This is a genomic window from Streptomyces sp. NPDC001902, from assembly GCF_042891295.1.
Lineage (GTDB): Bacteria > Actinomycetota > Actinomycetes > Streptomycetales > Streptomycetaceae > Actinacidiphila.
Genome location: NZ_JBIATA010000003.1, coordinates 200,603 through 226,988, shown reverse-complemented (window position 1 = coordinate 226,988; position 26,386 = coordinate 200,603). Strand labels below are relative to the sequence as shown.

The 26,386-nt window shown below is 73.4% G+C and carries 24 protein-coding genes; 16 read left to right on the top strand and 8 right to left on the bottom strand.

What is annotated here, in order from left to right:
* Positions 1-170 precede the first annotated feature (170 nt).
* The 5 genes from ACFYYN_RS07260 (at position 171) to ACFYYN_RS07240 (ending at position 5,333) form a co-directional block, all read left to right on the top strand.
* Complete coding sequence (locus ACFYYN_RS07260; RefSeq protein WP_500544999.1) at positions 171-644, top strand: indole-3-glycerol phosphate synthase; 474 nt, start codon at positions 171-173, stop codon at positions 642-644.
* Positions 645-723: 79 nt separating this feature from the next.
* Positions 724-2,115 carry a UDP-N-acetylmuramate--L-alanine ligase gene (gene murC, locus ACFYYN_RS07255; protein WP_500544998.1) on the top strand — a complete coding sequence of 464 codons (1,392 nt, stop codon included), beginning with the start codon at positions 724-726 and terminating at the stop codon, positions 2,113-2,115.
* 14 nt (positions 2,116-2,129) lie between these two features.
* Positions 2,130-2,537 carry a peptide-methionine (R)-S-oxide reductase gene (gene msrB / locus ACFYYN_RS07250; RefSeq protein WP_499514609.1) on the top strand — a complete coding sequence of 136 codons (408 nt, stop codon included), beginning with the start codon at positions 2,130-2,132 and terminating at the stop codon, positions 2,535-2,537.
* Between the two features lie 98 nt (positions 2,538-2,635).
* Positions 2,636-4,705, top strand: a complete 2,070-nt coding sequence (locus ACFYYN_RS07245) for a spermidine synthase (RefSeq protein WP_500544997.1) — start codon at positions 2,636-2,638, stop codon at positions 4,703-4,705.
* Between the two features lie 4 nt (positions 4,706-4,709).
* A complete protein-coding gene (locus ACFYYN_RS07240; protein ID WP_500544996.1) occupies positions 4,710-5,333 on the top strand; it encodes a LysE family translocator in 624 nt (207 codons plus the stop codon).
* A 19-nt stretch (positions 5,334-5,352) separates the two neighbouring features.
* Here the strand turns inward: ACFYYN_RS07240 and ACFYYN_RS07235 are convergent, their stop codons facing one another.
* From ACFYYN_RS07235 to ACFYYN_RS07225, 3 genes are read right to left on the bottom strand one after another with little or no spacing between them, the layout of a single operon-like run.
* The gene (locus tag ACFYYN_RS07235; RefSeq protein ID WP_500544995.1) at positions 5,353-6,024 is read right to left on the bottom strand and encodes an ABC transporter; all 672 of its coding nucleotides are present in this window, start codon (positions 6,022-6,024) and stop codon (positions 5,353-5,355) included.
* A complete protein-coding gene (locus ACFYYN_RS07230; protein WP_500544994.1) occupies positions 6,021-6,869 on the bottom strand; it encodes an ABC transporter ATP-binding protein in 849 nt (282 codons plus the stop codon). The genes ACFYYN_RS07235 and ACFYYN_RS07230 overlap by 4 nt, the downstream gene beginning before the upstream one ends.
* Before the next feature lies 1 nt (position 6,870).
* Positions 6,871-7,545, bottom strand: coding sequence for an AIM24 family protein (locus ACFYYN_RS07225; protein ID WP_500544993.1), 675 nt, complete (start codon positions 7,543-7,545; stop codon positions 6,871-6,873).
* Here ACFYYN_RS07225 and ACFYYN_RS07220 point away from each other — a divergent pair.
* The 5 genes from ACFYYN_RS07220 to ACFYYN_RS07200 all read left to right on the top strand — a co-directional run bounded on the left by ACFYYN_RS07220 (position 7,487) and on the right by ACFYYN_RS07200 (position 12,657).
* Positions 7,487-8,293, top strand: coding sequence for an aminoacyl-tRNA hydrolase (locus tag ACFYYN_RS07220; RefSeq protein WP_500544992.1), 807 nt, complete (start codon positions 7,487-7,489; stop codon positions 8,291-8,293). The two genes, ACFYYN_RS07225 and ACFYYN_RS07220, sit on opposite strands and share 59 nt — an antisense overlap.
* Positions 8,294-8,386: 93 nt before the next feature.
* Entirely contained in the window at positions 8,387-9,742 is a 1,356-nt protein-coding gene (locus ACFYYN_RS07215) for an MbnB/TglH/ChrH family RiPP precursor modification enzyme (RefSeq protein WP_500544991.1), read from the top strand.
* Positions 9,743-9,903: 161 nt separating this feature from the next.
* On the top strand, positions 9,904-10,641 hold the full coding sequence (locus tag ACFYYN_RS07210; RefSeq protein ID WP_500321809.1) for a DUF4142 domain-containing protein: 738 nt from the start codon (positions 9,904-9,906) through the stop codon (positions 10,639-10,641).
* Positions 10,642-10,655: 14 nt separating this feature from the next.
* Positions 10,656-11,834 (top strand): DUF1996 domain-containing protein, encoded by a 1,179-nt coding sequence (locus ACFYYN_RS07205; RefSeq protein WP_500438065.1) that lies wholly within the window; start codon positions 10,656-10,658, stop codon positions 11,832-11,834.
* Between the two features lie 73 nt (positions 11,835-11,907).
* Positions 11,908-12,657: a TIGR04222 domain-containing membrane protein gene (locus tag ACFYYN_RS07200; protein ID WP_500544990.1), complete on the top strand. Its 750-nt coding sequence runs from the start codon at positions 11,908-11,910 to the stop codon at positions 12,655-12,657.
* A gap of 21 nt (positions 12,658-12,678) precedes the next feature.
* Here ACFYYN_RS07200 and hemQ read toward each other — a convergent pair whose 3' ends face one another.
* Positions 12,679-13,410, bottom strand: coding sequence for a hydrogen peroxide-dependent heme synthase (hemQ, locus tag ACFYYN_RS07195; protein WP_499514598.1), 732 nt, complete (start codon positions 13,408-13,410; stop codon positions 12,679-12,681).
* A gap of 4 nt (positions 13,411-13,414) precedes the next feature.
* On the bottom strand, positions 13,415-14,860 hold the full coding sequence (gene hemG, locus ACFYYN_RS07190; protein ID WP_500544989.1) for a protoporphyrinogen oxidase: 1,446 nt from the start codon (positions 14,858-14,860) through the stop codon (positions 13,415-13,417).
* Between the two features lie 127 nt (positions 14,861-14,987).
* Here hemG and ACFYYN_RS07185 point away from each other — a divergent pair, with 127 nt between their 5' ends.
* Complete coding sequence (locus tag ACFYYN_RS07185; RefSeq protein ID WP_500544988.1) at positions 14,988-16,010, top strand: DUF4349 domain-containing protein; 1,023 nt, start codon at positions 14,988-14,990, stop codon at positions 16,008-16,010.
* A gap of 49 nt (positions 16,011-16,059) precedes the next feature.
* On the opposite strand, the gene hemE is transcribed toward ACFYYN_RS07185, so the two are convergent.
* Positions 16,060-17,103: a uroporphyrinogen decarboxylase gene (hemE, locus tag ACFYYN_RS07180; RefSeq protein WP_499514595.1), complete on the bottom strand. Its 1,044-nt coding sequence runs from the start codon at positions 17,101-17,103 to the stop codon at positions 16,060-16,062.
* A gap of 89 nt (positions 17,104-17,192) precedes the next feature.
* Here hemE and ACFYYN_RS07175 point away from each other — a divergent pair, with 89 nt between their 5' ends.
* The 5 genes from ACFYYN_RS07175 to ACFYYN_RS07155 all read left to right on the top strand — a co-directional run bounded on the left by ACFYYN_RS07175 (position 17,193) and on the right by ACFYYN_RS07155 (position 24,065).
* On the top strand, positions 17,193-17,843 hold the full coding sequence (locus ACFYYN_RS07175; RefSeq protein ID WP_500544987.1) for a DUF3000 domain-containing protein: 651 nt from the start codon (positions 17,193-17,195) through the stop codon (positions 17,841-17,843).
* Between the two features lie 215 nt (positions 17,844-18,058).
* Positions 18,059-18,721 carry a response regulator transcription factor gene (locus ACFYYN_RS07170; protein WP_018563211.1) on the top strand — a complete coding sequence of 221 codons (663 nt, stop codon included), beginning with the start codon at positions 18,059-18,061 and terminating at the stop codon, positions 18,719-18,721.
* Between the two features lie 79 nt (positions 18,722-18,800).
* Positions 18,801-20,042 carry an HRDC domain-containing protein gene (locus tag ACFYYN_RS07165; RefSeq protein WP_500321815.1) on the top strand — a complete coding sequence of 414 codons (1,242 nt, stop codon included), beginning with the start codon at positions 18,801-18,803 and terminating at the stop codon, positions 20,040-20,042.
* 667 nt (positions 20,043-20,709) lie between these two features.
* Positions 20,710-21,930 carry a thiolase family protein gene (locus ACFYYN_RS07160; RefSeq protein ID WP_500321816.1) on the top strand — a complete coding sequence of 407 codons (1,221 nt, stop codon included), beginning with the start codon at positions 20,710-20,712 and terminating at the stop codon, positions 21,928-21,930.
* On the top strand, positions 21,927-24,065 hold the full coding sequence (locus ACFYYN_RS07155; RefSeq protein WP_500544986.1) for a 3-hydroxyacyl-CoA dehydrogenase NAD-binding domain-containing protein: 2,139 nt from the start codon (positions 21,927-21,929) through the stop codon (positions 24,063-24,065). The genes ACFYYN_RS07160 and ACFYYN_RS07155 overlap by 4 nt, the downstream gene beginning before the upstream one ends.
* A 64-nt stretch (positions 24,066-24,129) precedes the next feature.
* Here the strand turns inward: ACFYYN_RS07155 and ACFYYN_RS07150 are convergent, their stop codons facing one another.
* Together ACFYYN_RS07150 and ACFYYN_RS07145 are read right to left on the bottom strand one after the other, a co-directional pair.
* Positions 24,130-25,086 carry an SPFH domain-containing protein gene (locus tag ACFYYN_RS07150; RefSeq protein WP_499514590.1) on the bottom strand — a complete coding sequence of 319 codons (957 nt, stop codon included), beginning with the start codon at positions 25,084-25,086 and terminating at the stop codon, positions 24,130-24,132.
* The gene (locus ACFYYN_RS07145) at positions 25,083-26,366 is read right to left on the bottom strand and encodes a peptidoglycan-binding protein (RefSeq protein WP_500544985.1); all 1,284 of its coding nucleotides are present in this window, start codon (positions 26,364-26,366) and stop codon (positions 25,083-25,085) included. Before ACFYYN_RS07145 ends, ACFYYN_RS07150 begins: the two co-directional genes overlap by 4 nt.
* Between the last annotated feature and the right edge of the window lie 20 nt (positions 26,367-26,386).

Genomic DNA, 26,386 nt, shown 5'->3' with positions numbered 1-26,386 from the left:
CACCGGCCGCCCAACGCCACCGGCCTCACCCGGATGGCGCCGATTGCCCGCCCCGCACTCGTCCGCGTGCCACGGCCCGGGAACGGATGTCCCCGCGTGCCCCGCGCCCGGACGGGGCAGGATGGTTCCCGTGGCAGGCCCGACGGCCCGCGAGAGAGAAGGACGCGTCCGTGTTCACGACCGTACTCATGATCGAGCAGCCGCTCGTCCCCGCCGATGTGGAACTGGTCACCACGCTCCACGGTGACGAGCCCGTCTCCTTCGTCGTCCTGATGCAGCCACGCGGCGACCAGGACAGGCTGCTGCGGGCCATCGACGACGTCGCCCTCGGCGAACTCGACAAGGCCGTCCACGAGGGCGAGCGCCCCGAGGGCGACAAGGCCCTGATGCCCGCCGAGCGCGCGCTGAGCCACAGCCTGACCGCCCTGCGCGAGGCGGGCTGCGAGGCGGTGGGCGAGGTGGTCGAGCGGCACCCCATCGAGCTGATGAAGTCGGTGGTCGAGCAGACCCACGCCGACGAGGTGATCGTGCTGACCGCCCCGCACCTGGTGGAGGAGTTCTTCCACCGCGACTGGACCTCCCGGGCCCGGCACAAGGTCGGCGTGCCCGTGCTGAAGCTGTTCGCCCACAACGCGGAGGACTGAGCGGACGCCGTGTCCCCGACTGGTGGAAGAATCGGGGACGGCCGACGACCGACCTCGTGAGTTCCAGGGAGCACCTCGCATGAGCCCCACCCTTCCCCCCGGTATGGACCGACCGCACTTCATCGGGATCGGCGGGGCCGGGATGTCGGGCATCGCGAAGATCCTGACCCAGCGCGGCGCCGCCGTCGCGGGCAGCGACGCGAAGGACTCCGACACGGCCGGGGCGCTGCGCGCGCTGGGCGCGACCGTCCACATCGGTCACTCGGCCGCGCACCTCGCGCAGGACGCGACCTGCGTGGTCGTCTCCAGCGCCATCCGTGAGGACAACCCGGAGCTGGTGGCGGCCTGCGGGCGCGGCATCCCGGTGGTGCACCGCTCGGACGCGCTGGCGGCGCTGATGGGGGGCTCGCGCCCGATCGCGGTGGCCGGCACGCACGGCAAGACGACCACCACCTCCATGCTCGCGGTGAGCCTGTCCGCGCTGGGCCTGGACCCGTCGTACGCCATCGGCGGCGACCTGGACGCCCCGGGCTCCAACGCCCACCACGGCACCGGCGAGATCTTCGTGGCGGAGGCGGACGAAAGCGACCGCAGCTTCCAGAAGTACGACCCCGAGGTGGCGATCGTGCTCAACGTGGAGCTCGACCACCACGCGAACTACGCGTCGATGGACGAGATCCACGAGTCGTTCGAGGTCTTCGTCGGCAAGATCGTCCCCGGTGGCACCCTGGTCGTCGGCGAGCACTCCGGCGCGCGGGAGCTGGCCGCCCGGGTGGCGGGCCGCGAGGGGCTGACCATCGTGCGCGTCGGCGAGGACGAGCAGGCCGACGTGCGGATCCTGCGGATCACCCCGCACGGGATGTCCAGCGAGGTCACCGTCCGCCTGAACGGCGAGGAGCACACCTTCACCGTCTCCGTGCCCGGCCGCCACTACGCCCACAACGCGGTCGCCGCCCTGGCCGCGGGCGTCGCGCTGGGCGTCCCGGCGGAGGGCCTGGCCAAGGCGCTCGGCACCTACACCGGGGTGAAGCGCCGGCTGCAGCTGAAGGGCACCGCCGCGGGCGTCCAGGTGATCGACTCCTACGCGCACCACCCGACCGAGATGACCGCGGACCTGCAGGCCCTGCGCGAGGCGGCGGACGACCGGCGCATCGTCGTGGTCTTCCAGCCGCACCTGTTCAGCCGCACCCAGGAGCTGGGCCGCGAGATGGGCCGGGCCCTCGCGCTCGCCGACGCCTCCGTGGTGCTGGACATCTACCCGGCCCGCGAGGACCCGATCCCCGGCATCACCAGCGACCTGATCATCGACGCGGCCGTCGCGGCGGGCGCCGACGTCACCGCGGAACACGACAAGGAAGCGGTCCCCGAGGTCGTCGCCGGAATGGCCAAGCCCGGTGACCTTGTTCTCACCATGGGCGCGGGCGACGTGACCGATCTCGGTCCGCGCATCCTCGCGCGCCTGGAGAACTGAGGAGAGGGAGGACCATGGCGTACGAAGTCGACAAGTCCGAGGAGCAGTGGCGTCAGGAGCTGACGCCGCAGGAGTACGCGGTCCTGCGCCAGGCGGGCACGGAGCGTCCCTTCGTGGGCGAGTACACCGACACCAAGACCCGCGGCGTCTACTCGTGCCGCGCCTGCGGCGCCGAACTGTTCACCTCGGACACCAAGTTCGAGTCGCACTGCGGCTGGCCGTCCTTCTACGACCCGAAGGACAGCAAGGCCGTCGAGCTGATCGAGGACCGCTCGATGGGCATGGTCCGCACCGAGGTGCGCTGCACCCGCTGCGGCTCGCACCTGGGCCACGTCTTCGAGGGCGAGGGCTACGACACCCCGACGGACCAGCGGTACTGCATCAACTCGATCTCGCTGCGGCTGGCCCCCGTGGAGGACTGATCACGAAATCCGACGGCTAGGCCCCTCGCGTGGGGCGGACGCGCCACGCGGGGCGCGTCCGTCGACTCCCCGCCCACCGGGTGGCAACGTGGCCCGGCATGGAACACCACGTACGGGCCAGGTTGCTGCTGGCCAGCGCCACCATGCTCTTCGTCGAACTGGCGCTGATCCGGTGGGCGGGCGCGAACGTCGTCCATCTGAGCTACTTCTCCAACTTCATCCTGCTCGGCTCGTTCCTGGGGATCGGGCTGGGCTTCCTGATCGCGGCGGAACGCGGCCGGTGGCTCAAGCGGTGGGCGCCGCTGCCGCTGGCCGTGCTCGTGGTGCTGGTGCGGGAGTTCCCGGTCCAGGTGCGGCAGAGCAGCGGCGACATCATCTACTTCACGGCGGTGAGGACCACCGGGCTGCCGCAGTGGGTGACGCTGCCGGTGCTCTTCCTGCTGGTGGCGTTCGCGATGATGGCGATCGGCAAGATCACCGCCGATCTGTTCCGGCAACTGCCGTCGCTGGAGGCGTACCGGTGGGACCTGCTCGGCTCGCTGACCGGTTCCGTGGCCTTCGCGGGGGTGTCCTGGCTGCGCGCGCCCTCCCTGGTGTGGGGGCTGATCGCCGCTGCGGCGCTGCTGGTCCTCGGCGGCCGGCGGAACACGCTCCGGTACGCGCTGCCGCTGGCGGCGATGGTCCTGGCGCTGCTCTTCGAGTCGCTGGCGCCGGGGGTGTCCTGGTCGCCGTACTACAAGATCGAGCTGACCCGCCCGGAGCCGGGCACCAGTTCCCGGACGTACAAGATCGCCGCCAACGGCGTGCCGCACCAGAGCATCGCGCCGCTGAAGGTGCTGCAGCAGCCCAACTCGCCGTACGAGCAGGCCTACCGGGAGACCCCGGACAATCCGCACCGCAAGGTGCTGGTGATCGGCGCGGGCAACGGCAACGACGTCGCCGTCGCCCTGGCCAACGGCGCGCAGTACGTGGACGCCGTCGAGATCGACCCGCGGCTGCAGGAGATCGGGGCGCAGCTGCACCCCGCGCGGCCGTACGAGAACCCGCGGGTGCACGTCCACATCAACGACGGACGGGCCTTCCTGGAGCGGACGACGACGAAGTACGACCTCGTCGTGCTGGCGCTGCCCGACTCGCTGACGCTGGTGTCGGGCGCGAGCAACCTGCGGCTGGAGAGCTACCTCTTCACCAAGCAGGCCTTCGAGTCGGCACGTGACCACCTCGCGCCGGGCGGCGCGTTCGCGATGTACAACTACTACCGCCAGAACTGGCTGATCGACCGCTTCGCGGGAAGCCTGGACCAGGTCTTCGGGCACGCCCCGTGCATGACGGAGTACAGCAAGCGCGCCGCGGTCCTCGTGGCCGGGCTGACGCCGGCCGACCAGACGTGCGGGACGGTCTGGCGGGCCAGCGGGGCGGTGCCGCCGCCCGCGGACGACGACCACCCGTTCCCCTACCTCCTGCACCGCACCGTGCCGAGCCTCTACCTCGGCGCGCTCGGCCTGATCCTGCTGGTCACCGTGATCTCGGTGCGGCTGGCCGGGGTGCGGCTGCGCGGGACGCTGCGCTACGCCGACATGTTCCTGATGGGCGCGGCCTTCCTGCTGCTGGAGACCAAGAACGTCATCGGCTTCGCCCTGTACTTCGGCACCACCTGGCTGGTGAACGCGCTGGTCTTCATCGGGGTGCTGCTGGCGGTGCTGGCCGCCGTCGAGGTGCGGCGCCGCATGCGCCGGCTCAACCAGACGGCCCTGCAGATCCTGCTCTTCGTCACGCTCGCCGTCGGCTGGCTGGTCCCGGCGCAGGCCGTGCTGTCGCTGCCCTTCGCGGCACGGCTGGCGGCGGCCGTCGCGCTCGCCTTCGCGCCGATCTTCTGCGCCAACCTGATCTTCTCCGACCGCCTCGCCCAGGCACCGGACCCGACCGCCGCCTTCGGCGCCAACCTCCTGGGCGCGCTGACCGGCGGCACCCTGGAGTACCTGGCGCTGCTCACCGGCTACCGCGCGCTGCTGATCCTGGTGGCCGTGCTGTACGCCGGGGCCTGCGTCGCGATGCGGCTGTCCGGTGGCGGTGGCCCCGCCGGCGGCGACGGCGCGGCGCAGGGCCGGCAGGACGCGACGGCGCACGGAAACCGGCTGGTGCGCGAGGGTCCCGCTGCAGCACCATGACGGGATGCTGAGCGTCCTGCTGCCCTTCGTCGGTGCCTGCACCCTGATCGCCGCGGCCCCCGGGCCGAGCACCGTACTGATCATCAGGCACTCCCTGCGCAGCCGCCGGGCCGGCTTCGCGACCGTCCTCGGCAACGAGACCGGTGTGTTCGTCTGGGGGCTGTGCGCCGCCTTCGGCCTCACCGCGCTCCTCGCGGCCTCACAGCTCGCCTACGACGTCGTGCGGGTCGTCGGCGCCGCCGTCCTGATCTGGTTCGGCGTCCAGGCGTTGCGTGCCGCCCGCCGCGGCCCGGACCCCGAGCGGGCCGCGGCGGGTGAGGACGTGACGGTGACGCCGTGGGCGGCCTACCGCGCCGGGCTCGGCATGAACCTGGCCAATCCCAAGGCGGCGGTCTTCGCGATGTCGTTCCTGCCGCAGTTCGTGCCCTCCGGCGCGCCCCAGCTCCCCGCGATGGTGGCGCTCGCGGCGCTGTGGGCGGTCTACGAGGTCGGCTACTACGGGGCGTACGTCTGGTTCGTCGACCGCCTGAGGGCGGTGTTCAGCCGCGCCGCGGTGCGGCGCCGCCTGGAGGCGGTGTCCGGTGGCGTGCTGGTCGCGCTGGGCGTCCGGATGGCCCTGGAGGGCTGAGCGGCCGGGCCCCCGCCCCTCACCCGCGGCGTGCGCTGAGCGTCGCCGCGAGCAGGCCGGCGCCCGCGGCGGCGAGCGCCGCGAGCAGGAGGGGCACCAGCGGGAACGGGACCGCGCCGGTACGGGAACCGGTGACGAGCCCGGTGACCGCCACATTGGCGGGCGATCCGGCGGCGACGAGGACCAGGACCGCGGTGAGGGCCGTGACGGGCACCGCCCATCCGGGGCGGAGCGGCACCGGGGGGTTGGTGAGCGCGCCGACGGCGGTGCCGAGCAGCGCGCTCACCAGGGCGGCCAGGAGACCGGCCACGGCCGCCGGGACCACCGGGATGGCCTTGAGGTGGTCCGTGGTGCGGGGGTCGGCGATGCCGAGGACCACGGCGGTGCCCGCGGTGCCCAGCACCACCGAGCACAGCAGCGCCGCCAGGACGCCCGCCGTGTGGGCCCGCCCCGGCCCGGCGGCGGCCGCCACGCAGGCGCGGGCGGCCGGCGGCTCGGCCGTCACGCTGACCCGCACCAGCCAGGCCGCGGCCGGGAGCAGCGCGGCGGCGCTCCAGCCGAGGGAGTCCAGCAGCGGCTGCGGTCCCCCGGCCAGCCCGATCCCCATGACGGCGACGTGGAGCAGCAGCGGCGGCAGCCAGCGGAAGGACCGCAGGAGCAGGGCGGTCCGGTAGCGCAGCAGGGCGGTCATGAGGACTCCGTGGACGGCTGCGCGGGCGGCTCCGCGGGCGGCTCCGCGGGGCGGACCGCCCGGATGTGCCAGGGCGGCGTGGCGGTGAGGAGCCGCCGCAGGACGGCGTCGGACCCGGCGGCCGGGACGGTCACCCGGAGCGTGCCGGGCGCGGCGGGCTCGTACGCGAGCCCGGCCGGCGGCTGCCCGCCGCCGGTGGCCTCGATGACGACGCGCGGCCCGGCGGCGGCGTCCAGGGGCACCGGCACGAGCCGGGCGCCCTCGACGCGGTGGACCTCCGTGATGTCGCCGGCCAGCCGGCGCGGGTCGTGGTCGACGAGGACGACCGTGCCGCCGGCGGCGCTGCGGGCGCGCACGGCGTCGTCCAGGACGGTGCGCGCGTCCCGGTCGAGCCCCGTCCACGCCTCGTCGAGGACGAGGAGTTCCGGCTCGGCCAGCAGCGCCTGGGCCACCGCGACCTTCTGGCAGGTGCCCTTGGACAGCTCGGCGAGCGGGGTCCGGGCGTACCCGGCGATGCCGAAGCACTCCAGCCACTGCTCGGCCCGCCGGGCGGCGGTGAGGCTGCCGAGCCCGTGCACCCGCCCCAGGTGCACGAGGTAGCCGTGCGCGTCGAAGGGCAGTGCCGGCGGGAACCGCTCGGGCACGTACGCGGTGCGCGGGCGCCCGCTGACCCGGCCCGTGGTGGGGCGGTCGATGCCGGCGAGGATCCGCAGGACCGTGGACTTGCCGCTGCCGTTCGCCCCCTCGACGCGCAGCACCCGTCCCCCGGGCACGTCGAGGTCGACGCCGCGCAGCACCCAGGGCCCGCGCGCCCCGTACCGGCGGCCGACCGCCTCCAGCCGCACGTCAGTTGGACGGCTGGTGGGGGGTGGACTCGCTCGGCCGGACGATCACGAAGCCCTCCCCCTGCAGCATCAGCTGCACCGCCTCGCCGGAGCCGCCGCGCAGCATCGAGCCGAAGCTCTGCGAACGGTGCAGGGAGGTCTGCAGCTGGGCGCTCCAGCCAACGACCGCGTCGGTGTCGACGTACACCGGGGCCTGCGGGGTGACCGGGATGACGATCGGGTTGCCCTCGCACATCACGCCGAGCCGGCCGTGCCCGGTGAAGACGCTGTTGAACAGGCCGCCGCCGGCCATGCCCGCGCCCTTCACGACCTTTATCTCGTAGGAGAGGGTCGAGTCGAAGACCAGCACGTTGCGGCCGTTGATGGTGAGGCTGTCGCCGGGGTCGAGGTCGATGACGAAGCAGTTGGCGGCCTCGTGCGCGAACCAGGCCTCGCCCTGGCCGCGCACCGACATCAGCGGCAGGCCCTCACCGGTGAAGGCGCGCTTGAGGAACTTGCCGACGCCCTGCCCCTTCACCTCGAACTGCAGGTTGCCCCGGAAGGCGATCATCGAGCCCTGGCGCGCCAGGCACTCGCCGTTCACCACGTACTTGATCGACTTGGCGTTCTGGAGGGTCATGCCGGGCTCGGTGGCCGGCTGCGCCGTGTTCTCGGTCGCGAAGAGGTCGCTGTGCACCCCGGCATCCTGGCCCGGAGGGATCGGCTCCGACAAGCTCTCGCGGGGCGGGTGGCAGACTGTCGAGGTGACAACCGATCCTCGCGACGCCGCTCCCCAGTTCGTCCTCCCCCTGGTCGTCCGCATCGAGCGGACCGCCCCGCCGGCGCGGACCGACGCGCTGGAGACGGCCGCCCGTGCCGTGCTCCTGCTGCGCTCCGACGAGCGCGCCACCGCCGCGGACGGGGAGTGGGCCGGGGCGGTACGGGGCTGGGAGGACGCCCGCATCCGCAAGGTCGTACGGCGGGCGCGCGGCGCCGAATGGCAGCGGGCCGAGGCGCTGCCCGGCATCACGGTCACCGGCAAGTCCGCCGAGGTCCGCGTCTTCCCGCCGGTGCCGCTGGACGGCTGGCCCAAGGACCTGGCGCGGCTGCAGGTGTCCGGGACGGAACTGGAGGACCCGGAGCCGCCCGCCGGGCCGGAGACCGGGACGCCGGTGCTCTGGCTCAACCCCGGGGTGCAGATGTCGGCCGGCAAGGCCATGGCGCAGGCCGGGCACGGCGCCCAGCTCGCCTGGCTCGCACTTCCCCCCGCCGAGCGCGCGCAGTGGCGCGAGGCCGGTTTCCCGCTGGCCGTGCGCACGGCGCCGCAGGGCGGCTGGGAGACGCTCACCGCCTCCGGGCTGCCCGTGGTGCGGGACGCCGGGTTCACCGAGATCGCCCCGGGGTCGTGCACCGTCGTGGCGGACCACCCGGCGCTGCGCCGCTGAGGCCCCAAGCTCAAATCAAGCTCTGAAACCCGCCCCCGCGGGGTTCACCCGCCGTGCGCGGGGCCAGAACCCCGGCAGGAGGAAGGGGGGCGCATGGAGCACTCGTATCTGGGCACCGGCATCGGCTGGCGGCCGGAGATCGCGGCGGCGGTCGAGGCGCTGGCGGAGGCCGGCCGTGTCGACTGGGTCGAGGCGGTCGCCGAGAACGTCTGCCCGGGTCATCTCCCCGACTCCCTGCTGCGGCTGCGCGAGCGCGGTGTCACGGTCGTCCCGCATGGTGTCTCGCTCGGCCTCGGGGGCGCCGAGCGGCCCGGCGCGGACCGGCTGACCGCGCTCGCGCAGCGCGCGCAGGCGCTGGGCGCCCCGCTGGTCACCGAGCACATCGCCTTCGTGCGCGGCGGCGGGGAGCTGACGGGCTCGGCGCACCTGGAGGCGGGGCACCTGCTGCCCGTGCCGCGGACCCGGGACGCGCTGGACGTCCTGTGCGAGAACGTGCGCATCGCGCAGGACGCGCTGCCGGTGCCGCTCGCGCTGGAGAACATCGCGGCGCTGGTGGCCTGGCCGGACGAGGAGATGAGCGAGGGGGCCTTCCTCGCCGAGCTCGTCGAGCGGACCGGGGTACGCCTGCTGATCGACGTCGCCAACCTGCACACCAACCACGTCAACCGCGGCGAGGACCCCCTTGCCGCACTCGACGCGCTGCCGGTGCACGCCATCGCCTACGTCCACGTGGCGGGCGGTGTCGAGAAGGACGGCGTGTGGCACGACAGCCACGCGCACCCCGTCCCCGAGGCCGTCCTGGACGTGCTGGCGGCGCTGTACGAGCGGGCCTGCCCGCCCGGCGTGCTGCTGGAGCGCGACGACGACTTCCCCGCCGGCGGCGAACTGGCCCGCGAACTGGCCGCGATACGCCGCGTGGTGGACGCGGGCACGGGCGGGCGGGCGGACGTGCCGCCGGCCGTGCCCGCAGGGGTCGCCGCGGCGCCCGGGGCGGCCCGTCAGCGCCTCGCGCTGCGCCAGACCGCGCTGTTGTCGGCGCTCGTGGCCGGGACGCCGGTGCCGGAGGGCTTCGACCGAACCCGGATCGGTGTGCAGAGCCGCGCGCTGGCCGCCAAGCGCGCCGGCATCGTCGCCAAGGTGGCGCCGGAGCTGCCGGAGATCCTGGGGGCCGCGTACCGGCCGCAGTTCTTGCGCTACGCCGCGCGGCGGCCGCTCGACGGGGGCTACCGCCGCGACGCCATGGCCTTCGCCGCGTACGTCCTCGACGGGGACGGCCCGCACGACCCCGCGGTCACCAGGCGGCTGGCCGCGTGGTGGCGCGAACGCTCGGGTCCGGCACCGCTCCCGGCCTGGCGGCAGCGTCTGCGCGGAAGGGTTTTCCCGGCGCCGCGACAGCCCTCACACGTATTCATACGTATGCGGGACACGCTCCGTTCAAAGCTGCCATAATCTTTTTCCAAGGGCCTCCGACCTGCGGCGGGAATAGCGGCGGAGCCCATCGGGTGCGAAAAGGCAACAACGTACCAAGGACCGGGCCCGGATTCCTGGAATTCGCGAATACGTGACTGTTCCTCGCCTTGGACGCTTCAAACGCACTAACGTGCGGTCCCATGCGATCCACCCGTTACGCCACCGGACTCAGCCTCGTGGTCGGGGCTCTCGTGGTCACCCTCGCCGCGCTGGCCTACCCCGTCATGTCCGGGCTGAACAGCCCCGCCGTGACCGCGGCCGGCGCCCAGACCGTGTCCACGCAGTACGGTCCGCTCACCCAGCTGGACCGCACCTTCGTCACCAAGGTCCGGCTGGCCGGCCTGTGGGAGTTCCCCGCCGGGCAGATGGCCCTGCAGAAGGGGACGACGCCTGCGGTCAAGCGCGCGGGGCAGCACCTGATCGACGGGCACACGAACCTCGACTCGACGTGCCGCACGATCGCCCCCCAATTGGGCATCACCCTGCCCAACCAGCCCACAGCACAGCAAATGGGCTTTCTGGCCACCATGTCCGCGGCGACCGGACCGGATTTCGACCAGAAGTTCGCGAATATCCTGAGGCTCGCCCACGGCCAGGTGTTCTCGGTCGTGGCCCAGGTACGCGCCACCACCCGCAATTCGCTGGTGCGCGAACTGGCGGACCAGGCGAACGCGACGGTGCTCGACCACATCACCGTCCTGGAGAAGACCGGACTGGTCAACTTCGACCAGGTCGCCGTGGACACGACCGCCAGCCCCACCAACCCCGGTGCGGCGGTGCCGGTCTCCCCCGCTCCCGGTGAGCCGACCTTCATCGTCACCCCGTCCCCGACGTACTCACTTCCCCCAGCGGCTTCGTCCCCCCAGCCGTCGCAGTAGAAATGAGCGATCCGATGCCCACACGACAACACATGAACCACCGGCGCAGGTTGAGCACCAAGCAACTCGTGCTGATAGCCGTGCTGGCACTGCTCGGCTCCGGCGGCACCTTCGCCCTGGTCACCGGTTCGGCCTCGGCCCACTGGCGGTCCAACTCCGGTCACTCGGGCGGCTGGCAGAGCCCCAGCCCGGGGAACAGCACCAAGGCGGACAACGGGGGCCAGAACAACGGCGGGCAGAACAACGGCGGCCAGAACGGCTCCGCGGCCCCCTCGGCGTCCGCCTCGGCCTCGGCCTCTGCGTCCGCGCCCGCCGGCGGCGGCACGCAGACCAACGGCCCCGCCCCCGAGGACTTCGCCGACATCCGCTCCGTCCAGCCCAACGTCCAGCGGGCGGCGAACCAGCGGGGCGCCTCGCGCGGCACGTTCACGGCGCGCTGCGGCCGCAACGAGAACAAGCACCACAACCCCGACAACTTCATCGTGGCCCCCGGCGTCGCCAACGGCGCGCACCACGTCCACGACTACGTCGGCAACCTGAGCACCGACGGCTTCTCGACCAACGAATCCCTGGCCGCGGCCGGCACCACCTGCGCCCGCGGGGACAAGTCGGCGTACTTCTGGCCGGTGCTGCGCACCCGCTCCGCCAACGACGCGCCGGACGCCGACGGCAACACCGGCACCATCCTGCAGGCCACCTCGGTGCAGCTGCTCTTCGGGGGCAACCCGAGGGCCAAGGTGGTGGCGATGCCGTCCACGCTGCGGATCATCATGGGTGACGCCAAGTCCTTCACCAACGGCGTCGCCAACGCCAAGGCGTCGTGGAGCTGCACCGGCTTCGAGAACCGCCAGCTCACCGACAAGTACCCGCTGTGCCCGCAGGGCAGCCGGGTGGTCCGCACGCTGAACTTCCCCAGCTGCTGGGACGGGACCAACGTCGACAGCGCCAACCACCGCACGCACATCGTCTTCCCCGACGGTGCCGGGCAGTGCCAGGCCGGTTTCAAGGCCGTGCCCCAGCTGAAGATGCGGCTCACCTACAAGGTCCCGCAGGGCCCGAACTACGCGCTCGACAGCTTCCCCGAGCAGCTGCACAAGCCGGTCACGGACCACGCGGACTTCGCCAACTTCATGCCGACCCGCCTGATGAACCAGGTCGTCAGCTGCATCAACGGCAACCGCAACTGCGGCTGACGCGGTAGCCCGCGCCGCCCCCGATTCGGGAAACCGCGGGCGGACCCCCACGGGGGTCGGCTACAACTCCCCCATGTGGATGCTCTTCCTCCTCGTGGCCTGGGCCGCGGCGATCGCCTCCTGCACACGCCTGTGCAGGGCGGCGGTCGCCGCGGCCGATCTGCCTGACGGGGCCGCCGCAGCGGCCGCCGACCACGCGCTCGGGCTCTACGAGATGGCCTTCCTGTCCGGCGGACCGCGCCGGGTCACCGAACTGGCGATGGTCACGATGGGGCGCGAACGGCGGCTGCTGCTCGCCAGGACGGGCTGGGCGACCGTCGTCGACCCGGACGGCCGGGACGCCATCGAGCGCTCCCTGATCGCCGCCACCGGCCCCGAGGGTCAGGCCCCCGTCCCCGCGATACGCACGGCGCACGCGACCTCCGACGGGGTCCGCGCCTTGGCGCAGGGCCTCGCCGACGCGGGGCTCGCGGTGCCTCCCGCGGCCCGGGAGTCGATCTCCACCGGCATCCGCGAGGTCCGCGCGGCCTCCGCCCTCATCCTGGCCATGCTGGCCGCCGCGACGACCCTCAGCCCCGCCGGCCGGTCCCTGCTGCCGTGGTTCGCGCTCCCGCTGCTGGTCACCCTGGGCTGCCTGGCCATCGCGCGCTTCGAGATCCACTCCTACACCCACTGGGCCGCCCCCGCGGGCCGCGAGCTGCTGCGTGCCGTCGACGTCCCCGACGGCCCGTCCCCCGACGACCGCCGGCAGCTCCTCACCGCCGTCGCCGTCCGGGGCCCCTCCGCCCTCCCCGACCCCGCCCTCCGCGCCGCCCTGAGCTGACGCACCGCGCGGGGCCGGACCTCAGGCCAGACCCGCCACCAGATCCGCCACCGACTTACGACGACCCGTGTAGAACGGCACCTCCTCGCGGACGTGCATACGCGCCTCCGAGGCCCGCAGATGACGCATCAGGTCCACGATGCGGTGCAGCTCGTCCGCCTCGAAGGCCAGGATCCACTCGTAGTCGCCCAGCGAGAACGACGCCACCGTGTTCGCCCGCACGTCCGGGTAGCCCCGCGCCATCTTGCCGTGGTCGGCCAGCATGCGGCGGCGGTCCTCGTCGGGGAGGAGGTACCAGTCGTAGGAGCGGACGAAGGGGTAGACGGAGACGTAGTCGCGGGCCGTCTCGTCGGCGAGGAAGGCGGGGATGTGGCTCTTGTTGAACTCCGCCGGGCGGTGCAGGGCCATGTTCGACCAGACGGGCTCCAGCAGGCGCCCCAGCATGGTGCGGCGGAAGCGGTTGTACGCGTCCTGGAGGGCGTCGGCGGTCTCGGAGTGCCACCAGATCATGACGTCCGCGTCGGCGCGCAGCCCGGACAGGTCGTACGTGCCGCGGACCGTGACGTCCTTCTCTGCGAGCTGCTCGAAGAGCTCCTCCACCTCCTCCGCGTAGCGGGTGCGGTCGTCGGGCAGGACGTCGCGCAGCCGGAACACCGACCAGAGGGTGTAGCGGATGACCTCGTTGAGGTCCTTGGCCTTCTTGCCGGCGTTGGGGGCCTTGGCGGGGGCGGCGGATGCAGTGGAGTCGGTCATGGGGCTATTGTCCCGCGTCCGGTTCCGCCGCCCGCCGCAGGGTGCCCAGGACCTGCGTGGCCGCGCCGCGCGCGCTCGCGACGCAGGCCGGGATGCCGACGCCCTCGTAGAGGGCGCCGCACACCTCGAGGCCGGGCAGCTTCGCGACGTGCTCGCGCAGCCGCGCGACGCGGGCCAGGTGGCCGACCGGGTACTGCGGCAGGCCGCCGTCCCAGCGGGTGACACGGGCCGCGACCGGGGCCGCGGTGAGCCCGACGGCCTCGCCGAGGTCCTCGCGGGAGAGGCGGACGAGGTCGGTGTCGTCCCACGCGAGGTCGGCCTCCTGGCCGTGCCGGCCGATCGAGGTGCGCAGGACGTAGACGTCCGGGTCGGCGGCGCCGCTCCAGTGCCACTTCTGGGCGGAGAACGTGGACGCCTTGATGGTGCGCCCGTCCACCGGCGGGACGAGGAAGCCGCTGCCGGGCAGCGCGTGGGCGATCTCGCGGCGCCGGAAGGCCATGGTGACCAGGGCGACGCTGGCGTACTCCACCGTCGAGAGCTCGGCGGCGGCGCCCGGTGACTCGGCGGCCAGCAGCTTGGCGGCGGCCGGGGCCGGCACGGCGAGCACGACCGCGTCCGCGGACAGCGTCTCGCGGGTGCCGTCGTGGTCGAAGGCGACCTCCCAGCCGTCGGGGGTGCGGCGCAGCGTCCGCACCGGGGCGTCGGTCTCGATGCGGGCACCGGCGGCCCGGCAGGCCGCGGCGACGGCGACCGGCAGCCGCCCGACGCCTCCGCGGATGCCGGCGAAGACGGGGCCGTCCTGCCGCGCGGCGGCGGCCTTGCGCTGGCTCTCGCGGACGGCCTCGATCAGCGAGCGGCCGCTGCGCGCGCCCTCGTACAGCTGCGGGATGGCGGCGCGCAGCGAGATCTCGTACGCGTTGCCCGCGTACACCCCGCCGAGCAGCGGTTCGACGAGCCGGTCGACGACCTCGTGGCCCAGCCGGGCGGCGACGTAGGCGCCCACCGCCACGTCCTCGCCCACCTTGGTGCGGGGCAGGACGTGGTCGAGCGGCAGCCGCGCGAGGCCGGCCGCCGTGAGCACCCCGGACGCGGCGAGCGCGCCGAGGTCGCCGGGGACGCCCATGACGCCGCCCTTGGGCATGGGGCGCAGCCGGCCGCGCGTCCACAGGCCCGCGTTCGTCGTGGCGGGCGCCTCCAGGTCGTCGCCGAGGCCGACGGCGCGGGCCAGGTCGACCGCCTCGGGACGGCGCGCCAGGATCGACTCGGCGCCCAGGTCGACCGGGACGCCCGCGATCTCGTCCGCGTACAGCTTCCCGCCCAGGCGCCCGGAGGACTCCAGCACGGTCACCCGTGCCACGCCGTCCTCCAGCAGGAAATGCGCCGCGGCGAGTCCGGAGACCCCGCCGCCCACGACCACCACATGCCCGGCCCGGGGCTGCGTATTGCTCATGGCTCCACTGTCTCAGACGCCGGAACGAGCCCTAACCGTGACCTCTTCGGGATCACGGACCCGAAACCCGCCCCGCGCCCCTCGCGTCGAATCGGCAACAGACGCAACGACCCCGGGGGGACGCCCTGTGAGCACGTCAACCACCACCGCCCGCAGACCACTTGCCGCCGTCCTCGGCGCCCTGGCACTGGCCGCGGCCCTCTCGCTCACCGGCTGCGGCGCCGACAGCACCGACAGCAGTTCCAGCGAGGCGGGCGGCAAGGCGGGCGCCGCCGCACCCGACCTGGCCGAGCGTCCCGGCGCGCAGACCGCGGCCACCGGGGCGGACGGCGACGCGAAGAACGCCACCGGCAAGGGGTCCGGCACCGGGGCGGGAAAGACCCCGACCCTGGCGCAGTCCTACATCGTGCGCACGGCGACGTTGACGGTCGAGGCCAAGAACGTCTCCGGCGCCGTGGCCAAGGCGCGCACGCTCGTGGAGGGGACGGGCGGCTACGTCGGCAACGAGAGCACCAGCCTGGACGACGACGGCCGCGAGTACTCCACCATCACGCTCCGCGTGCCGCCGGACGGCTACGACCGGGTGCTGCGCGACCTGTCGGAGCTGGGCACGCTCCGCAACCGCAAGGTGGACGCCCAGGACGTCACCGGCCAGGTCGTGGACGTCGAGAGCCGGCTCAAGACGCAGCGGGCGAGCGTGGCGCGGGTACGGGAGCTGATGGACCGGGCGACGAGGCTCAGCGACATCGTCTCCCTGGAGAGCGAACTCAGCTCCCGCCAGGCCGACCTGGAGTCGCTGGAGGCCCAGCAGGCCTCGCTCAAGGAGCGGACCGGGATGGCGACGATCACGCTGGAGGTGCAGGAGCCGGCCGTCAAGGAGGCGCCGGAGAAGGAGGACGACGGCTTCTGGGCCACCGTGGGCAGCGCCTTCGGCAGCGGCTGGCACGCCTTCTACCTGACCCTGCGGGCCCTCCTGGTCGCCCTCGCCGTGCTGGCCCCGTTCGCGGCGCTGGCCCTCCTCGGCTACCTGGGCTTCCGGCTGCTGCGCCGGGTGCTGCCCGCCCGGCGTCCCGTCGCCGCGCCCCCGCAGCCGGTGACCGTGCCCGCGCCGATCGGTGCGGGCGACGGCGGGGCACAGCCGCGGGAGTAGCGGCGGACCCGGTGTCCCCGCGCCGCCGGGCGGCGCGGGGACACCGCCGTCAGCGGGCCGTCTCGGTGTGGACGAAGTCCACGAGACGGGTCAGGGCGTCGGGGTCCGTGGTGGGCAGGACGCCGTGGCCCAGGTTGAAGATGTGGCCCGGGGCGGCTCCGGCCGAGTACAGGACCTCGCGGGTCTTCTTCTCCACCGCCTCGCGCGGGGCGAAGAGCACCGCGGGGTCCAGGTTGCCCTGGAGCGCCTTGCCGGGGCCGACCCTGCGGGCGGCCTCGTCCAGCGGGACGCGCCAGTCCACACCGACCACGTCCGCGCCGGCCTCGCCCATGAGCCCGAGCAGCTCGCCGGTGCCGACGCCGAAGTGGATGCGGGGCACGCCGTAGTCCGCGACGGCCCGGAAGACCTTGACGGAGGCGGGCATGACGTAGCGCCGGTAGTCCTCGGGGGCGAGCGCGCCGACCCAGGAGTCGAAGAGCTGCACCGCGCTGGCGCCGGCCTCGATCTGCACCTTCAGGAAGGCCGAGGTGATGTCCGCGAGGCGGTCCAGGAGCTCCGCCCACAGCTCGGGCTCTCCGTACATGAGGGCCTTGGTGCGCTCGTGGTTGCGCGACGGACCGCCCTCGACGAGGTAGCTCGCCAGGGTGAAGGGCGCGCCCGCGAAGCCGATCAGCGGCGTCGTGCCGAGTTCACCCGTGAGCATGCCGATCGCCTCGGTGACGTACTTGACGTCGTCCGGGTCGAGCGGCCGCAGGCGCTGCAGGTCCTCCCTGGTGCGGATGGGCTGCTCGACGACCGGGCCGACGCCCGGCTTGATGTCGAGGTCCAGCCCGATGGCCTTGAGCGGCACCACGATGTCGCTGAAGTAGATCGCCGCGTCGACCTTGTGCCGCCGTACGGGCTGCAGCGTGATCTCGGTGACGAGGTCGGGCCGCATGCACGACTCGAGCATGGGGATGCCCTCGCGCAGCTTGAGGTACTCGGGGAGGGAGCGCCCGGCCTGGCGCATGAACCACACGGGGGTGTGCGGCACGGGCCGGCGCCGGCACGCCAGGATGAAGGGGGAAGCAGCGGTCTGCTGGTGCGCACTCACCCCCGAATCTTCGCATGCGCCAAGTGGGCGACCCGCCCGACCGGGTGTCCTCCCTCACTGCGGGCCCCCTTCGGCCTACGCTTCCGGGCATGGCAGCGGCTCATGGGCACCTCTCGGACGGGAACGACGCCCCCCTCCCGTTCCAGCACGCGGTCGACGCACTGCTGCGCGCCCGGGTACGGCACGAGGTGGAGCTCGATCCGGTGCCCCCGCCCAAGCGCCTGGCACCGCACGCGTACGCCCTGGAGGCGGCGGTCGTCGTCGACGACGAGGAGATCGGGGACGGGCGCCTGGTGCTGCTCTACGACCCCGACGGGCAGGAGGGCTGGCACGGCGCCTTCCGGCTGGTCACCCTCGTCCGGGCGGAGCTGGAGCCGGAGATCGCGGCGGACCCGCTGCTGCCCGAGGTCAGCTGGTCGTGGCTGACCGGTGCCCTGGAGGGCCGCGGCGCGGCCTTCACCGCGGCGGGCGGCACGGTCTCGCGCAGCTCCTCGCACCACTTCGGCGCCCTGGCCGGGCGGGAGGACTCCACCCGCATCGAGATCCGGGCCTCGTGGACGCCGCTCGCCGTGAACGGCGGCGTACCGGACATGGCCACCCACCTGGCGGCCTGGTGCGACCTGGTGTGCACCTGCGCGGGGCTGCCGCCGGCGCCCTCGGACCCCTCCTGCCCCCCGCCGGGCGGCGGCCCCTCGGTGGTGCCGCTGCCGAAGCGGCGCGGTCCGCAGCAGACGCGCTGAGGGCCGCCGCGCCCGCGCTGACCATTCGCTTTACCGCCGTCAACAAGGTCTGACACCCGGTGACCGCGATCTTCACACCTTCGATCGACCCTGGTCGACAGCGCGTCCGAATTGCCGGAATTGTTACTAAACAAGTCGTGATCATTCTCTAAAGCCGGGCGAAGTTGCTGCCGAAGGAACCTGTGACCCTTCCCGCCAATGTCCCAGGAGGCCCGGTGTCGGTTCTTCTCGAGCACCCCACAAGCCTGGTCGCCTACCGCCCCAACAAGCCGACGGCGATGGTGGTGGTCGCCGATCCCCGCGTACGTTCCACCGTCACGCGCCACTTGTGGGCGCTCGGAGTACGCGACGTGATCGAGGCGTCCTCCATCGCCGAGGCAAGGCCCCGGGTGGGCACCCCCCGAGACATCTGCGTCGCCGACGTACACCTCCCCGACGGCTCCGGGCTGACCCTGCTCGCCGAGACCCGGGCGGCGGGCTGGCCCAACGGCCTGGCCCTGTCCGCCGCCGACGACATCGGTGCCGTGCGCAACGCCCTCGCGGGCGGTGTGAAGGGCTACGTCGTCACCGGCACCCGCACCAACCTCGGCATCCCGGGCCGCCCCGGCGCCGTACCCCTCGGCCCGGCCGGCCAGCGGCTGCAGCGCCGCCCACCGGGTGCCCCGGGCCACGGCGGCGGCTACCGCGAACTGTCCGGCCGCGAGGTGGAGGTGCTGCGGCTGGTCGCGGAGGGCCAGTCGAACAAGGCGATCGGCGTCTCCATGGGGCTGTCGGCGCTGACCGTGAAGAGCCACCTGGCCCGGATCGCCCGCAAGCTGGGCACCGGTGACCGCGCGGGCATGGTCGCGGTAGCGCTGCGTACCGGCATCATCCACTGATCGAAGTCATATCCCGCGTGCGCCCGCCGACGGAACGTTCCGTCGGCGGGCGGCTGCTGTACACAGATACTCTTGACTGGTGACCGACGCCCGAGAGACCGCAACAGAAGCACCCCCGGCGCCGGTCCCGCTGCTGGACCCGCGCGAGGGAATCCCGCCGGTGACCGCCAGCCCGGAGGCCTTCGCCGACATCGTCGCGGCTTTCGCCGCGGGCTCCGGACCTGTCGCCGTCGACGCCGAGCGCGCATCCGGCTACCGCTACGGTCAGCGGGCCTATCTGGTCCAGCTGCGCCGCACCGGGGCAGGGACCGCGCTGATCGACCCCGTCGCCTGTCCGGACCTGTCGGCGCTGAGCGCCGCGCTCGACGGCACGGAATGGGTGCTGCACGCCGCCACGCAGGACCTGCCGTGCCTCGACGAGGCCGGCATGCGGCCCGCCCGGCTGTTCGACACCGAGCTGGCCGGCCGCCTCGCCGGGTTCGCCCGGGTCGGGCTCGGCGCGATGGTGGAGAACGTCCTCGGGTACGCCCTGGAGAAGGGCCACTCCGCCGTCGACTGGTCGACCCGGCCGCTCCCCGAGCCGTGGCTGCGGTACGCCGCGCTCGACGTCGAGCTCCTGGTCGACCTGCGCGACGCGCTGGAGGAGGAACTGCGCGCCCAGGGCAAGCTGGAGTGGGCGCTGCAGGAGTTCGCGGCCATCGCCGCGGCCCCGCCGCCCCCGCCCCGCGTCGACCCCTGGCGCCGCACCTCCGGCATGCACAAGGTGCGCCGGCGCCGTCAGATGGCGGTCGTGCGCGAACTGTGGAACCTCCGGGACCGGCTCGCCCGCGAACGGGACGTCTCCCCCGGCCGGGTCCTCACCGACGCCGCGATCGTCACCGCCTCGCTGGAGGCCACCCCCAACGCGCACGCGCTGGCCGCGCTCCCGGGGTTCGGGCACCGCATGGGGCGGCGCCAGCTGGAGCAGTGGCAGGCCGCGATCGACCACGCCCGCAGCATCCCCGAGCGCGACCTCCCGCAGCCCGGCCCCGCCTACACCGGCCCCCCGCCCCCGCGCGCCTGGGCCGACAAGGACCCGGCCGCCGCGGCCCGGCTCTCCGCGGCCCGCGCGGCGGTCTCGGCGCTGGCGGAGCAGCTGAACCTCCCCCAGGAGAACCTCATCACCCCGGACACCGTCCGCCGCCTGTGCTGGGCGCCCCCGCGGGACCGCAGCCCCGAGTCGGTGTCGGCCTTCCTCCAGGACGCCGGCGCGCGCCCCTGGCAGGTCGAGCTCACCACGCCCATCCTCACGGCGGCGCTCGCGGCAACGCCGGCGGTGTGACCCAGGGGGTGCCCCTCGCGGCCCGTGCCTCGTGTGCGGGCTGTGTGCGCCTGCGGCGGGCATCCCCCGCCCGCCCTCCCTCCCCCAGCCTTCGGCCGCGGGGACCCCCATCCGGCGCGGTTGGTGCGGGCCTCGCGCGGTTCGTGGGTGGGCCGGGGTCGGGGCCTCCGGGGCTGGGCATTCTGGACCGCATATTTATGTGCATGGCGGGCGGTACTCGTTGTGCCGTCTGTGCCGCACAACACATACACATCAGCGTCCAGAACGCCCACCCTCCCCCAGCCTTCGGCCGGGGGTGCCCCCAACTCCCCCGCCCCGTCCGTATCCTGCGGCGACCAACGGCCGGTGGGGGGTTCAGAAGGCGGTCCGGGGTTGCCGCAGGTGCCCTTCTCACCCCCACCGGCCGTCATGCGCCTCAACCGGCATGAGGGGGTGTGGCGGGGTGCGCCCATGGGGGTCCCCCCGGCCGAAGGCTGGGGGAGGGCGGGGGGCGGGGAGAAACCCCACGGAAAGCACGAACGGCCGCACGCGGGAACCCCGGAGGGAGACCGAACGTGTGACCCCGCACACCCGCACTGTGCACATCGGTTACCCGCGAGTAGCATGTACGGCGGAGCCGCCGTCTTCTGCCCGCGGCAAGCGAACCCGCATCTTGAGGAGAGCCAACGTGCCTCGTACCGCTAGGGACGTCGTCTTCGTCGACGGCGTCCGCACCCCGTTCGGCAAGGCGGGCCCGAAGGGCATCTACCACGAGACCCGTGCCGACGACCTGGTCATCAAGTCCATCCGGGAGCTGCTGCGGCGCAACCCCGCGCTCTCCCCGGAGCTCATCGACGAGGTCGCCATCGCCGCGACCACCCAGATCGGCGACCAGGGCCTGACCCTGGGCCGTACGGCCGCGATCCTGGCGGGACTGCCCAAGTCGGTGCCCGGTTTCTCCATCGACCGCATGTGCGCGGGCGCGATGACCGCGGTCACCAGCGTCGCCGGGGGCATCGCCTTCGGCGCGTACGACGTGGCGCTCGCGGGCGGCGTGGAGCACATGGGCCGGCACCCGATGGGCGAGGGCGTGGACCCCAACCCGCGCTTCGTGTCGGAGAAGCTGGTCGACGAGTCCGCGCTGTTCATGGGCATGACGGCGGAGAACCTGCACGACCGCTTCCCGCACCTCACCAAGCAGCGCGCCGACGAGTACGCGGTGCGCAGCCAGGAGAAGGCGGCGAAGGCGTACGCGAACGGCAAGATCCAGCAGGACCTGGTGCCGATCTCGGTGCGCCGCACCTCCCCCGAGGGCGGCGAGACCGGCTGGGGCCTGGCCACGGCCGACGAGCCGATGCGCCCGGGCACCACGCTGGAGAACCTTGCGGGCCTCAAGACCCCGTTCCGCGCCCACGGCAACGTGACGGCGGGCAACTCGGCGGGTCTGAACGACGGTGCCACCGCCTCCCTGATCGCCGCCGAGGACGTCGCCCGGGAGCTGGAGCTCCCGGTGAAGATGCGTCTGGTCTCCTACGCCTTCGTGGGCGTCGAGCCCGAGGTGATGGGCATCGGCCCGGTCCCGGCGACGGAGAAGGCGCTCGCCAAGGCGGGCCTGTCGATCTCCGACATCGGCCTGTTCGAGGTCAACGAGGCGTTCGCCGTGCAGGTGCTGTCGTTCCTCGACCACTACGGCATCGCCGACGACGACGCACGCGTCAACCAGTACGGTGGCGCCATCGCGTTCGGCCACCCGCTCGCTTCCTCCGGCGTCCGTCTGATGACGCAGCTGGCCCGCCAGTTCGAGGAGCAGCCGCACGTCCGCTACGGCCTGACCACCATGTGCGTCGGCTTCGGCATGGGCGGCACCGTGATCTGGGAGAACCCGCACTTCGACGGAGGCAGCAAGTGACCACCACCGCCGAGCTCCTCAAGGGAGCGGCCGAGCTGTTCCCGGACGAGGTCGTGACGCAGGCGCAGGTGCGCCACCTCGACCTCCCCCAGGGCGCCGGGCGTTTCGCGCTCATCACCCTGGACAACGGCCTGGACCACACCAAGCCGACCACCTTCGGACCGCAGTCGCTGGCGAACCTGAGCGGCGCCCTCGACCAGGTCGAGAAGGAGGCCGCGGACGGCGGGATCGTCGGTGTCGGCATCACCGGCAAGCCGTTCATCTTCGCGGTCGGCGCCGACCTCAAGGGCGTCGAGCTGCTGAAGCGGCGTGAGGACGCGCTGGCGATCGGCAAGGGCGGCCACGACGTCTTCCGCCGTCTGCAGTCCCTCGCGGTCCCGACCTTCGCGTACTACAACGGCGCGGCCATGGGCGGCGGCGTCGAGGTCGGCCTGCACTGCAGCTACCGCACCGTCTCCTCGGCCATCCCGGCGTTCTCCCTCCCCGAGGTCTTCCTGGGCCTGGTGCCGGGCTGGGGCGGCTGCGCGCTGCTGCCGAACCTCATCGGCGCCGAGCGCGCGGTGAGCGTCATCATCGAGAACTCGCTCAACCAGAACAAGCAGCTGAAGGGTGGTCAGGTCTACGACCTGGGCATCGCCGACGCGCTGTTCGACGGCGCGGACTTCCTGGAGCAGTCGCTGTCCTGGACGGCCGCCGTCCTCAAGGGCGAGATCCAGATCGTCCGCCCCGAGGTGGACCGCGGCGCGGCGTGGGACGAGGCCGTCGCCAAGGGCCGCGCCTTCGCCGACTCCAAGGTGCACGGCGCCGCCCCGGCCGCGTACCGCGCGCTGGACATCATCGCCGCCGCCAAGGACGGTGACCTGTCCGCCGGCTTCGACGCCGAGGACGAGGCCCTCGCGGACCTCATCATGGGCGGCGAGCTGCGCTCCGGCATCTACGCCTTCAACCTGGTGCAGAAGCGCGGCAAGCGCCCGGCCGGCGCCCCGGACAAGAACCTGGCCCGCCCGGTCACCAAGGTGGGCGTCGTCGGCGCCGGTCTGATGGCCTCGCAGTTGGCGCTGCTCTTCGCGCGCCGCCTGGAGGTGCCGGTGGTCCTCACCGACATCGACCAGGAGCGCGTGGACAAGGGCGTCGGCTACGTCCACGGCGAGATCGACAAGCTGCTGCTCAAGGGCCGGGTCAACCAGGACAAGGCGAACCGCCTCAAGGGCCTGGTGTCCGGCTCCCTCGACAAGGCCGCCGCCTTCGGCGACGCGGACTTCGTCATCGAGGCGGTCTTCGAGGAGATCGGCGTCAAGCAGCAGGTGTTCGCCGAGGTCGAGGCGGTGGTGAAGCCGGAGACGATCCTGGCCACCAACACCTCCTCCCTCTCGGTCTCCGAGATGGCCTCGAAGCTGAAGCACCCCGAGCGGGTCGTCGGCTTCCACTTCTTCAACCCGGTCGCGGTGCTGCCGCTGCTGGAGATCGTGCGCGGCGAGCAGACCGACGACGCGTCGCTGGCCACCGCGTTCGCCGTGGCGAAGAAGCTGAAGAAGACCGCGGTGCTGACCAAGGACGCCCCGGCGTTCGTCGTCAACCGCATCCTCACCCGCTTCATGGGCGAGATCCAGAACGTCATCGACGAGGGCACCCCGGTGGAGACGGCGGAGAAGGCCATCGAGCCGCTCGGCCTGCCGATGTCCCCGCTGGTGCTGCTGGAGCTGGTCGGCCCGGCGATCGGTCTGCACGTCTCCGAGACGCTCAACCGCGCCTTCCCGGACCGCTTCACGGTCTCCCCGAACCTCGCGGCCGTCGTCAAGGCGGGCAAGCGCGGCTTCTACGTCTACTCCGCCGAGAACGGCTTCAAGCCGGAGCTGGACCCCGAGGTCGCCGCGCTCCTGGTGCAGGGCGACAGCGTCCTGACGCAGGAGCAGGTGCGCGCCCGCGTCCTGGACGCCGTCGCGCAGGAGATCGGGATCATGCTGGAGGAGGGCGTCGTCGCCGAGGCGCAGGACATCGACCTGTGCCTGATCACCGGTGCCGGCTGGCCCTTCCACCTGGGCGGCATCACGCCGTACCTGGACCGTGAGGGCGTCTCGGAGCGGGTGAACGGCAAGCCGTTCCTGGCCCCGGGCGTGGCCTCCGTCCCGGCGTAACGCCGGCCGCGTACGCGGAAGGGGCCCCCGCCGGACGGCGGGGGCCCCTTCGCGTCGGTGTGCCTCAGGCGGTCTGCGCCGCGGCTTCGGGGACGTGGGCCGTGCAGTAGGCGACCGTCAGGTCCCTTACGAGGGCCTTGCGTTCGTAGTCGTCGAGGTCGACCAGGCCGCGCTCGGTCAGGCCCCGTACCGTCTCGCCGACGGCCGTCAGCGCGGCGTCGAGGGCGGCGCGGCGGTGCCGGTCGTCCAGGGCGGCCAGTTGGGCGCGGCGCAGCGCGGTGGCCACGGCGGGGGCGTACTCGATGCGGACGGGCTGAGCGGAGAACACCTCGATGCCGACGGGCTTCAGGTCCTGGACGAGCATCCGGGTGAGGTCGTCCGTGAGGCGGTCGGTGTCGCGGAGCGTGGGGCCGGGGCCGCGGAAGTCGTCGGCGGGCAGCCGGGACACACCGCGGGCGACCGCGGCCTCCACCAGTGCGCGCAGGTAGCGGACGTGATCGTGGACGGTGAAGGCGGCCCGCGCGGTGTCGCGGACCCGCCACACCATCAGGACCGTGACCAGCAGCGGGGTTCCCTCGGCGTCGGTGGCCTCGATCGGGCTGCTGCGCCAGTGGTGCAGGCTGGTGTCGACGCGGCGGCGGACGAGCAGCGGGCTGATCCACAGCAGCCCGGTGCGGCGGACGGTGCCGCGGTAGGCGCCATGCCGGGTGAGCAGCCAGACGGAGCCGGGGCGGCCCCGGACGAGGCCGAGCGCGGTCAGGGCGGTCACCGCGGCGAGGACGGCCACGGCGCCGCCGCGGACGGCGGGGGACGTCCCGGCGGGGCCCAGCAGGAGCGCGGCCGTCCCGCAGGCCGCCGCCAGGATGGTGAGCACGGCGACGCCGCCGGGCAGGCAGCGTCCCGGGCGTTCGGTGATGTCCGACAGCGGTGTCACGGCGGGCGGGCCGGGAACCGCGCCCTTGGTGGGGGACTGAGCGGGCACGGGGAACCCGGCGGGGCTCCCCTGGGGGGTGATCGTCATGAGAAGAGCCGCCTCCATGTCTCGGGGCCGGGATAGCCGTCGGCCTGGTTTCCGGACCAGCCCTGGGACCGCTGGAAGGCCTCCACCGCGCGCCGGTCGGCCTCGCCCCAGCGGGGGCCGGGCCCCTTCGCGTAGAACCGGCCGAAGCCCTTGGCGGCCAGCCGCCGTCCCAGCGCGAGCACGTGCGGGCCCGACTGGCCGGGCCGGAAGCCCCCGATGCCCGGGTAGGCCGGCTGGGTCAGGCTGGACGGGCGGGCCGGGGGCGCCGTCGGGCGGCCGCCGCCGACGTCGGCCCCGGCGCCCTGGGTCAGGTAACGCCACGTCAGGGGGCCGGGGAAGCCGTCGGCCTGGTCGCCTTTCCAGCCCTGGGCGCGCTGGAAGGCGCGGGTGGCCTCGCGGTCGGCGTCGCTCCAGCGGGGTCCCGGACCGTCGTGGTAGTACGCGCCCGCGCCCCGCTGCCGCAGCATCCGGCCGAGCCGGGTGACGTAGCCGTTGGAGGCGCCGGGGCCGAAGGACACGCTCCCCGGGTAGCCGGAGGCCAGGTCGCCGAGGTCGAGGTCGCCGTACAGGTCGTCGTAGAAGTCGTCGTAGCCCCCGTCGCTCAGGTACTTGTAGCGGTAGGGGACGTAGCGCTTGGAATGGTCCCAGTAGGCGTACGGGGTCGTGCGCACCCGGGCGCGCGGCCGGGTCTCCTCGTAGGCCACGTAGCGGTTGTGCGCGGCGTTCGCCCAGCCGCCGAAGATCGTGACGTGGGAGCCGTCGACGGGGTCGCGGGGGTTGTGGAAGAGCAGGATGTCGCCGGGTTCGAGATCACCGCGGCCGATCCGTTCCGCGAAGCGCGGCAGCGTCCCGGTCCACTGGCTGCTGCCCAGGCCCCAGGCCATGGAGACGAATCCGGAGCAGTCCTGCCGGTAGCCGTCCCGCCAGCGGCGGCGCATGTCGTACGGGACACGGGCGTCGACCCAGCGCTGGGCCCGCTCCAGGATCTGGTCGCGGGTCAGCCGGAGCGGGGCCACGGCGCCGATCCGGTCGGGCTGCGCCTGCTCGGTCAGGCCGGTGGACGCGGCCTGGCCGGCGTCCTCCGCGGGGGCCGCCACGGCGGCGGGCGCCATGACGGCCGCGCCGGCCGTGGCCAGGAGGACCAGGGCGGCGGGAGCGGCGGCCGGTGGCGCGCACGGGGGCGTGGCGCGGGTCGCCGCCCGGATCAGCCGCCGCCGTGCGCAGTCCTCACAGACGCAGCCCGGCTGCGGCCCGACCTCGTCGAACACCGGTGTGGACATGCGCACCACCACTCCTCGCG

Bases quoted from the DNA above. Each gene is read 5' to 3' on its own strand.
- ACFYYN_RS07235 (WP_500544995.1), bottom strand. From the start codon at position 6,024: ATGACCGCCCTGCTGCGCTACCGGACCGCCCTGCTCCTGCGGTCCTTC.
- ACFYYN_RS07220 (WP_500544992.1), top strand. From the start codon at position 7,487: ATGCCGGGCTCGGTGGCCGGCTGCGCCGTGTTCTCGGTCGCGAAGAGG.
- ACFYYN_RS07205 (WP_500438065.1), top strand. From the start codon at position 10,656: ATGCCCACACGACAACACATGAACCACCGGCGCAGGTTGAGCACCAAG.
- hemG (WP_500544989.1), bottom strand. From the start codon at position 14,860: ATGAGCAATACGCAGCCCCGGGCCGGGCATGTGGTGGTCGTGGGCGGC.
- ACFYYN_RS07245 (WP_500544997.1), top strand. From the start codon at position 2,636: ATGGAACACCACGTACGGGCCAGGTTGCTGCTGGCCAGCGCCACCATG.
- msrB (WP_499514609.1), top strand. From the start codon at position 2,130: ATGGCGTACGAAGTCGACAAGTCCGAGGAGCAGTGGCGTCAGGAGCTG.
- ACFYYN_RS07150 (WP_499514590.1), bottom strand. From the start codon at position 25,086: ATGACGATCACCCCCCAGGGGAGCCCCGCCGGGTTCCCCGTGCCCGCT.
- ACFYYN_RS07200 (WP_500544990.1), top strand. From the start codon at position 11,908: ATGTGGATGCTCTTCCTCCTCGTGGCCTGGGCCGCGGCGATCGCCTCC.
- hemQ (WP_499514598.1), bottom strand. From the start codon at position 13,410: ATGACCGACTCCACTGCATCCGCCGCCCCCGCCAAGGCCCCCAACGCC.
- ACFYYN_RS07240 (WP_500544996.1), top strand. From the start codon at position 4,710: ATGCTGAGCGTCCTGCTGCCCTTCGTCGGTGCCTGCACCCTGATCGCC.
- murC (WP_500544998.1), top strand. From the start codon at position 724: ATGAGCCCCACCCTTCCCCCCGGTATGGACCGACCGCACTTCATCGGG.
- ACFYYN_RS07145 (WP_500544985.1), bottom strand. From the start codon at position 26,366: ATGTCCACACCGGTGTTCGACGAGGTCGGGCCGCAGCCGGGCTGCGTC.
- ACFYYN_RS07215 (WP_500544991.1), top strand. From the start codon at position 8,387: ATGGAGCACTCGTATCTGGGCACCGGCATCGGCTGGCGGCCGGAGATC.
- ACFYYN_RS07210 (WP_500321809.1), top strand. From the start codon at position 9,904: ATGCGATCCACCCGTTACGCCACCGGACTCAGCCTCGTGGTCGGGGCT.
- ACFYYN_RS07175 (WP_500544987.1), top strand. From the start codon at position 17,193: ATGGCAGCGGCTCATGGGCACCTCTCGGACGGGAACGACGCCCCCCTC.